Source organism: uncultured Chitinophaga sp., assembly GCF_902168175.1.
In the GTDB taxonomy this organism is placed as follows: Bacteria; Bacteroidota; Bacteroidia; order Chitinophagales; family Chitinophagaceae; genus Chitinophaga.
Genome location: NZ_CABHOU010000081.1, coordinates 1 through 6461, shown reverse-complemented (window position 1 = coordinate 6461; position 6461 = coordinate 1). Strand labels below are relative to the sequence as shown.

At 49.9% G+C, this 6461-nt stretch carries 7 protein-coding genes; 4 read left to right on the top strand and 3 right to left on the bottom strand.

All coding sequences use genetic code 11. From position 1 onward, the window contains the following. The 3 genes from QZT80_RS18830 to QZT80_RS18820 all read right to left on the bottom strand — a co-directional run. Positions 1 to 399: STN and carboxypeptidase regulatory-like domain-containing protein (locus tag QZT80_RS18830; RefSeq protein WP_295125620.1), on the bottom strand; the 399-nt coding region annotated here is incomplete at its 3' end. Positions 400 to 660: 261 nt separating this feature from the next. After that, positions 661 to 1824, bottom strand: coding sequence for a FecR family protein (locus QZT80_RS18825; protein ID WP_295125617.1), 1164 nt, complete (start codon positions 1822 to 1824; stop codon positions 661 to 663). An 82-nt stretch (positions 1825 to 1906) separates the two neighbouring features. Continuing rightward, positions 1907 to 2473, bottom strand: a complete 567-nt coding sequence (locus QZT80_RS18820) for an RNA polymerase sigma-70 factor (RefSeq protein WP_295125614.1) — start codon at positions 2471 to 2473, stop codon at positions 1907 to 1909. A 240-nt stretch (positions 2474 to 2713) separates the two neighbouring features. Here QZT80_RS18820 and QZT80_RS18815 point away from each other — a divergent pair, with 240 nt between their 5' ends. From QZT80_RS18815 to QZT80_RS18800, 4 genes are all read left to right on the top strand, one after another. After that, positions 2714 to 3832, top strand: coding sequence for a sensor histidine kinase (locus QZT80_RS18815; RefSeq protein ID WP_295125611.1), 1119 nt, complete (start codon positions 2714 to 2716; stop codon positions 3830 to 3832). Further along, complete coding sequence (locus tag QZT80_RS18810) at positions 3801 to 4535, top strand: LytTR family transcriptional regulator DNA-binding domain-containing protein (protein WP_295125608.1); 735 nt, start codon at positions 3801 to 3803, stop codon at positions 4533 to 4535. The genes QZT80_RS18815 and QZT80_RS18810 overlap by 32 nt, the downstream gene beginning before the upstream one ends. A 121-nt stretch (positions 4536 to 4656) precedes the next feature. Then, positions 4657 to 5106, top strand: a complete 450-nt coding sequence (locus QZT80_RS18805; RefSeq protein ID WP_295125605.1) for a LytTR family DNA-binding domain-containing protein — start codon at positions 4657 to 4659, stop codon at positions 5104 to 5106. A gap of 160 nt (positions 5107 to 5266) precedes the next feature. Further along, positions 5267 to 6461 (top strand): ATP-binding protein (locus tag QZT80_RS18800; protein ID WP_295125602.1); only part of this gene is annotated, 1195 nt, incomplete at its 3' end.

The window sequence follows — 6461 nt, the reverse complement described above, 5'->3', positions numbered from 1 at the left end:
GGTGGCACTAACGCCGGTGGTACGGATGGTTACGCCAGGTAAAGGGGTGCCATCTTCCCCTGTTACGGTGCCTCTTATCACATCCCTGTCGGGACTGGTATAGGTAGTACCGGTGCTAGTATACAAACCTGGCTTGTTTACCACCACAATAAACTTAGGATCACGGAGGTAATAACTGATCTGCTGGTTACGGAAAAGGATATTCAGCGCGTTTTGAAGTGACGCATTACGCATTGATACCGTTACTGGTTTGGTATTGTCCAGTTGATTCTTTCCATAAATTAAGGTGTAGCCGCTTTGTTTCTCTACAGACTTCAGCGCTTTTAACAGTGGTTCGTTTTTGACTTCAAGATTAATAGTTTGTGCGCCCGCGTATAATGCTGCGCTAATGAATAACATACATAACAGGCCGACCCTGAATAGCTGCCGCAAAGCCCTGGTTGATAGGCATACAGTGCCGCGCTTCGGCTGGCACCAAGCATTTGAAAGCATACATTTGATTTTGGGTGATAAAAAAATCGTCTCCTGGAATAGTTACTGTATGAGCAGGCTTGTTTAATACAATGCCTCTCTGCATCCTGTTCACGGTTGCAATCCGTAAAGGGATATTACTCACGACTTAGATTCTGCTATCTGTTACGCTGCCGATGCAGCTGTTCATCAGGGAGGCGTAACGGTTACTTTATTACCTTCGATTTTAAAATGTACCAGTTCGGTTAGTTCTAATAATTCCAGCACCTGCGATAAGGGGGCGTTGCGGGGAATAGTTCCGTTGAAATACTCCTTTACCGGTCCGTTTTCATACACCACCTCTATATTGTACCAGCGTGCCAGTTGTTTCATCACCGTTTCGATATCCGTATCGTTGAACAGGAACTGCCCGTTTTTCCAGGCGGTTACTGCTGCTACATCTGCTTTATTATTGACAGATAAGTCGCCCTGCACCGTCAATGCCTGCTGCCCTGGCTTCAGTACTTCCGCCACTGTACCTCTCCTTACCCGCACCGCACCTTCTACCAGCGTAGTGGCCTGTGTACTTTCATCGTTATAAGCACTTACGTTAAAGCTGGTGCCCAACACCTCCACCTGCGATGCATCTGCCAACGTTACCACGAAGGGCATAGCGGCATTTTTCGCTACTTCAAAATACGCCTCTCCGCTTAACTCCACCGTGCGGGTATTGCCCGCAAAGGCCGTTGGATAACGCAAACTACTGGCGGCATTGAGCCATACTACAGTGCCGTCGGGCAACATGAGCTTAAACTGTCCGCCCCGCGGTGTAGCCAGTGTATTATATTGTATTGCGCCTGCTGCTTCGCTGCCGTAGTAGCTGATATCTTCCCCGTTCTTAACAATGTGACTGCCACCCTGCTGTGCTACCTGGCCGTTAAGCGCCTTTTCCAGGTCTACCACACTACCATCGGCCAACGTAAGCGTAGCCCTGTTGGCGCCTGGCATTACATCATTCTGATATTGCCTGCGCGCCATTTGTTTTCCCGTTGTAGTACCGGCAAACTGGTACCATGCCAGCGCCACTGCTCCCGCCAAAACCGCGGCTACTGCCATACGTTTCCACATAGGGCGTACTTTCGCCGGTCCGTTGCTTACATCTTTTACACGTTGCAGCATGCGTTGCATGGCCTCTTCCTCACCAGCAACAGGTTGTACACCGGCAGCAATCGCTGCCAGGGTTTCCTGCGCCAGGCCATCGTACTGGTTATCCTGTAAAAATACAGCCAGTTCCGCTGCCTCCTGCCCGTCCAAACTGCCATCGTAATAGCGTTGCAGCAAAGACTGTACTTTCTCCTTATTTTCTGTTAACATGGTGGAATAGATGTTTGCAACAATTATATAACTAACGGCACGGCCATTAGGACCAGTCGATCTGAAAAAATATTTTCTCTTCTTATAAAAGGATGGTAAAACCCGCGGTACGAATGAAACTACGGATGGTCTGTAAAGCCCGTACGAGGTGGTTCTTAACCGTATTGGGCGATAACTGGAGGCGTTCGGCAATTTCCGGGGTAGATAGTCCTTCGTAACGGCTCATACGGTACACCTGCTGTTGCTGTGGCGGCAGGCGGTTGATCGCTTCATGGATCAGCAGGCCGCTTTCCTTGAACTGAAGCCGTTCTTCTGTTTCGGAGCGGTTGCTCTCCTGGCTGTTTTGCAGTACTTTCAACAACTTCCCTTCTACTGCCATCTTTTTAAGATAAGTGAGCGACAGGTTAGATGCGATGGTGAAAAGCCAGGAACCCAGGTGATAGATGCGTTCGTGCTCATGACGATGCTGCCAGAGGCGAAGAAACACCTCCTGGACGATCTCTTCGGCCACGGCCCTGTTTTTAGTGATGTTGGTCGTAAAAGGTAGCAAACGCGGGAAGTAATGATGAACGATCTTTTCGAACGCCCGTTCATCGGACTGGCCCACGCAAGCCAGTAATTCCTTTTCATTAACTAGTTTCTCGCTCATTCGCCCTCCGCTTTGGCAATCCGGTTTTGGTTGATTCCGGATAAAAATAATAAAAAAGCGGTAAGTTAGAACCAGTAAATGGGAGGTAGCAACACTCAACACCTCGCGCATCCAAAAAACAGCTTAAAGCTGCTAAAGTGCCTGTTTACACAAAACACCTGTTTAAACCCGGCATATTCGCCTAATTTGCACCTTATAGCAAATGTGGCACGGCAGTTAAGTCCGGCATAACGAATAGTCATGAGCAACGCAAACGGTAATGGCAGCATCCCTCTTTCACCCGGCCACAAAAGGCTGTGGAAGGGCATTTCATGGCAGGAAGCCAGCGTATTCCTGTCGCTGTTCGTGATCATGAGCTTTATGTATGGCATGCCCCAGTACATTACGGGCAAAGCCACCTTTCAAAGCATTGCCGAAACCGGGGTCGACTGCCTTTTCATGGCCCTTTCCTGCATTCCGGCCTGGTGGCTGCACTTCCGGAAGTTTGCGCACTGGCCGCTAAAGAAACGCTTTTTGCTGCACCTGTTTACGGCAGTACTGTATTACGGTTGCTGGACTTTACTCTACGCCTGGTACAATCCATTAACCGGCAAACCGGTAATGACGGCCATGCAGGTTTTGCTCAACGCCGGGCCCAATCTTCTCTTTTACATCCAGATATTCAGTTTCCTCCATATTTACCACTTTTTCAAAGAAAGAGAGGCGCAGCTGAAACGGGAGAAAGAATTATCATCACTGGCCTACAACAGCGAAATAAACGCCTTAAAAGCGCAAATTCAGCCACACTTCCTGTTTAATACACTCAACTCTATCAGCGCCAGCGTACCTCCGGAGCAGGAAACTACGCGTGAGCTGATAGCCAAGCTGGCCGATACTTTCCGGTATGCCTTGTACGTAACCCAGCACGAATGGGTAACATTACACGAAGAAGCGGCTTTCATCCATACCATACTCGAACTGGAGAACAGGCGTTTCGGTAAAAGGCTGCGGTTTGACATATCTCCCTTAAAAGAGAACGGTAATATCGCCGTACCGTCCATGCTGCTGCAACCTTTGGTTGAAAACGCCATCCGCCATGGCATTGCTCCCTGTGTGGAGGGTGGCAGTATCCAGGTTGATTTTGAGCAAACAGGCAACCGTATTAAGATTACCGTAAGCGATACCGGCAAAGGATATACAGGCAACCTCGACGAACTGCTGGCCTCTTCGGGCGTGGGCCTGCGAAACACCATGCAGCGGCTCGACCTGTTATTCAATGAAACGATACATATCGAACGCAACGCGCCTACCGGACTTCGATTTTACTTTTACATTCCCGTTCAATACCATGGCAAACAAAACGGTACTTATTATAGATGATGAAGAGGCCTCCCGTGGCCTTATCCGCCAGTACCTGGCCGGCCATACCGGCATGGACGTACTGGGCGAATGCGAGAACGGACTGGAGGCTGTTGCCGCTATCAATGCCCGGCACCCCGACCTCGTGTTCCTGGATGTACAAATGCCCGGCCTTAACGGCTTCCAGGTATTGCAGGAAATAGCGCACGTACCACTGGTCATTTTCACTACCGCATTCGACCGTTTTGCGATCAAGGCGTTCGAGTTAAATGCGGTGGACTACCTGCTCAAACCCTATACCCGACAGCGTTTCGACCAGTCGGTGGAGCGGATAAAGCAGCGTACCGACCAGCACGACCTTTACAACCTCGCAGCCAGTGCCCCTTTGCCACAGGGAGCATATCCCGGCCGCATCTTCGTTGAAACGCCCGGCCGCCTCAAAAGCCTGGACGTACAACAGATCCTGTACCTAAACGCCGAAAAGGAATATACCCGGATTTACACTGCCGGCGGCTCCTTCCTCAGTTCACAAGGCATCGGCACACTGGAAAAACGGCTCGACCCGCAACGGTTCATACGCGTACACCGTTCGTTCATCGTAAACATCTACCAGATCAAAGAGGTATACCGCGATATCTCCAAAACCTTCGTGGTGTTAAACGGCAATATCGAAATAGCGGTAGGCCGCAACTACCTCGACCCACTCAAAAAACTCATCTATTAATCATTTCGTAGGCTAAATATGCATTTCATCCCCCAATTCTGCACTTTGTAGGAAAGCTTACTACAAATACGGCGGCTGTAATACTTTTGAGCAGCATCCATGCTATTAACACCGCCAACATATGAAACTACTTTTTAAGGACCATGAAATGGCTGCCGCACAAAAACTGGCAGCACTTGTATCTGCTATCAATCCGAAAATAGAGATCATACAGGAAGGCCCCGTCAAAGGCCCCGCCCAGCGCTTCCTCGCCCGCTCGGGAAGCAAACTGTATTCCGTTCCCGTAGAGGAAATTGCCTACTTCTACATTAAGAACCGTCTTTGCTGCATCCGCACCACCAACAACACCGATCACTTCATCACCAAAAGCCTCGACGAAGTGGAGCAGGACACAGACGCTACCACGTTCTTCCGTATTAACCGCCAGTTTATCGTGAACTACCGGCATATCCTGCAGGTACAGTCGTGGTTCAGCGGTAAACTGAAAGTAAAGGTGAAACCCGAAATCCCCGAAGACATTATCGTAAGCCGCCTTAAAGCCAGCGAATTCAAGAAATGGCTGGGCGAATAATCTTCATGCGGAGGGTTGCAAATAGCGGCCTCCAGGGCCGTATCCTGCATAGGGCTGCTGTAATGGCGGCCCTATCCCTGCGTTGACCCGGCCGGCCTCTTCATCAGAAATTTCGCTATCTTTAACTGTAGCACTTGATGAAAAAGGCTTTGTGAGCAACATGATAGATACTTATAACCAACTCCTCGCCGACATTGACCGGGTAAAGAAGATAGAGATCATCCCCAACATGCTGGAAATAATATGCCGGGCTACCGGTATGGGCTTTGCCGCCGTGGCACGCGTTACCCAGGACAAATGGATAGCCTGCAGCGTACGCGATGAAATCCAGTTCGGCCTCGAGCCGGGTGGCGAATTACAGATCGAGACCACCATCTGCAACGAAATACGCCAGAGCGGTAACGGGGTAATTATCGACCACGTAGCCTCCGACTCCCATTTCTCCAAACACCATACCCCCAGGATGTACGGGTTCCAGAGTTACATCTCTATCCCGATCATACTGAAGAACGGGGAGTTTTTTGGTACGCTCTGCGCCATTGATCCTTCGCCCAATACATTGAACAATACCCAAACCGTTGGTATGTTCAAGATGTTCGCAGAGCTCATCGCTTTTCACCTCCAACAGGAAGAAATCGTGGAACGCAGCATACAGGCGCTGGACGATATGACCCGCGAACTGGCCGACTCGAAAGACGAGAACCGCCAGTACCGTCATATTTCGAGCCACAACCTGCAGGAGCCGTTACGAAAAATACGCGTGTTCAGCAGTATGCTTCTGACCGCTACCGCCGATAAAGATGCAGAGCGGACGAAGGAACTGGCAACACGTGTAAGCACCAGTGCACAGCGTGTTTCGATGATGATACAAGACCTCTCCGACCTCACAGCTTTACATAACGCCTCCACGTTTTTCGACACTACGAACCTTAAACAGGTACTCGACGATGTATGCCTGCAGCTGCGCCGCAACATCCAGGAGAAAAATGCACGGGTGCAAATCGGCGAACTGCCTGCGATATACGCTATCCCTGCACAACTGGAGCAACTGTTTTTCCACCTGATCGGCAACGCGCTTAAGTTTACACGCGGAGACGAAATACCGGTCATTCGCGTAAACGCAAGGTCGAACGACAAGGACGTAGAAATTGTGGTAGCAGACAACGGCATCGGTATTGACCGTCAGCAGCTCGAAAAGATATTCGACATTTTCGCACAACTTTCCAGCGATCCCTCGCCACATGGATTTGGGACCGGCCTTGCTTTTTGCAGGAAGATCGTTCGTAACCACAAAGGCACTATATCAGCGCAATCCGAAAAAGGAAAGGGTACTATATTTACGATTACGTTGCCGC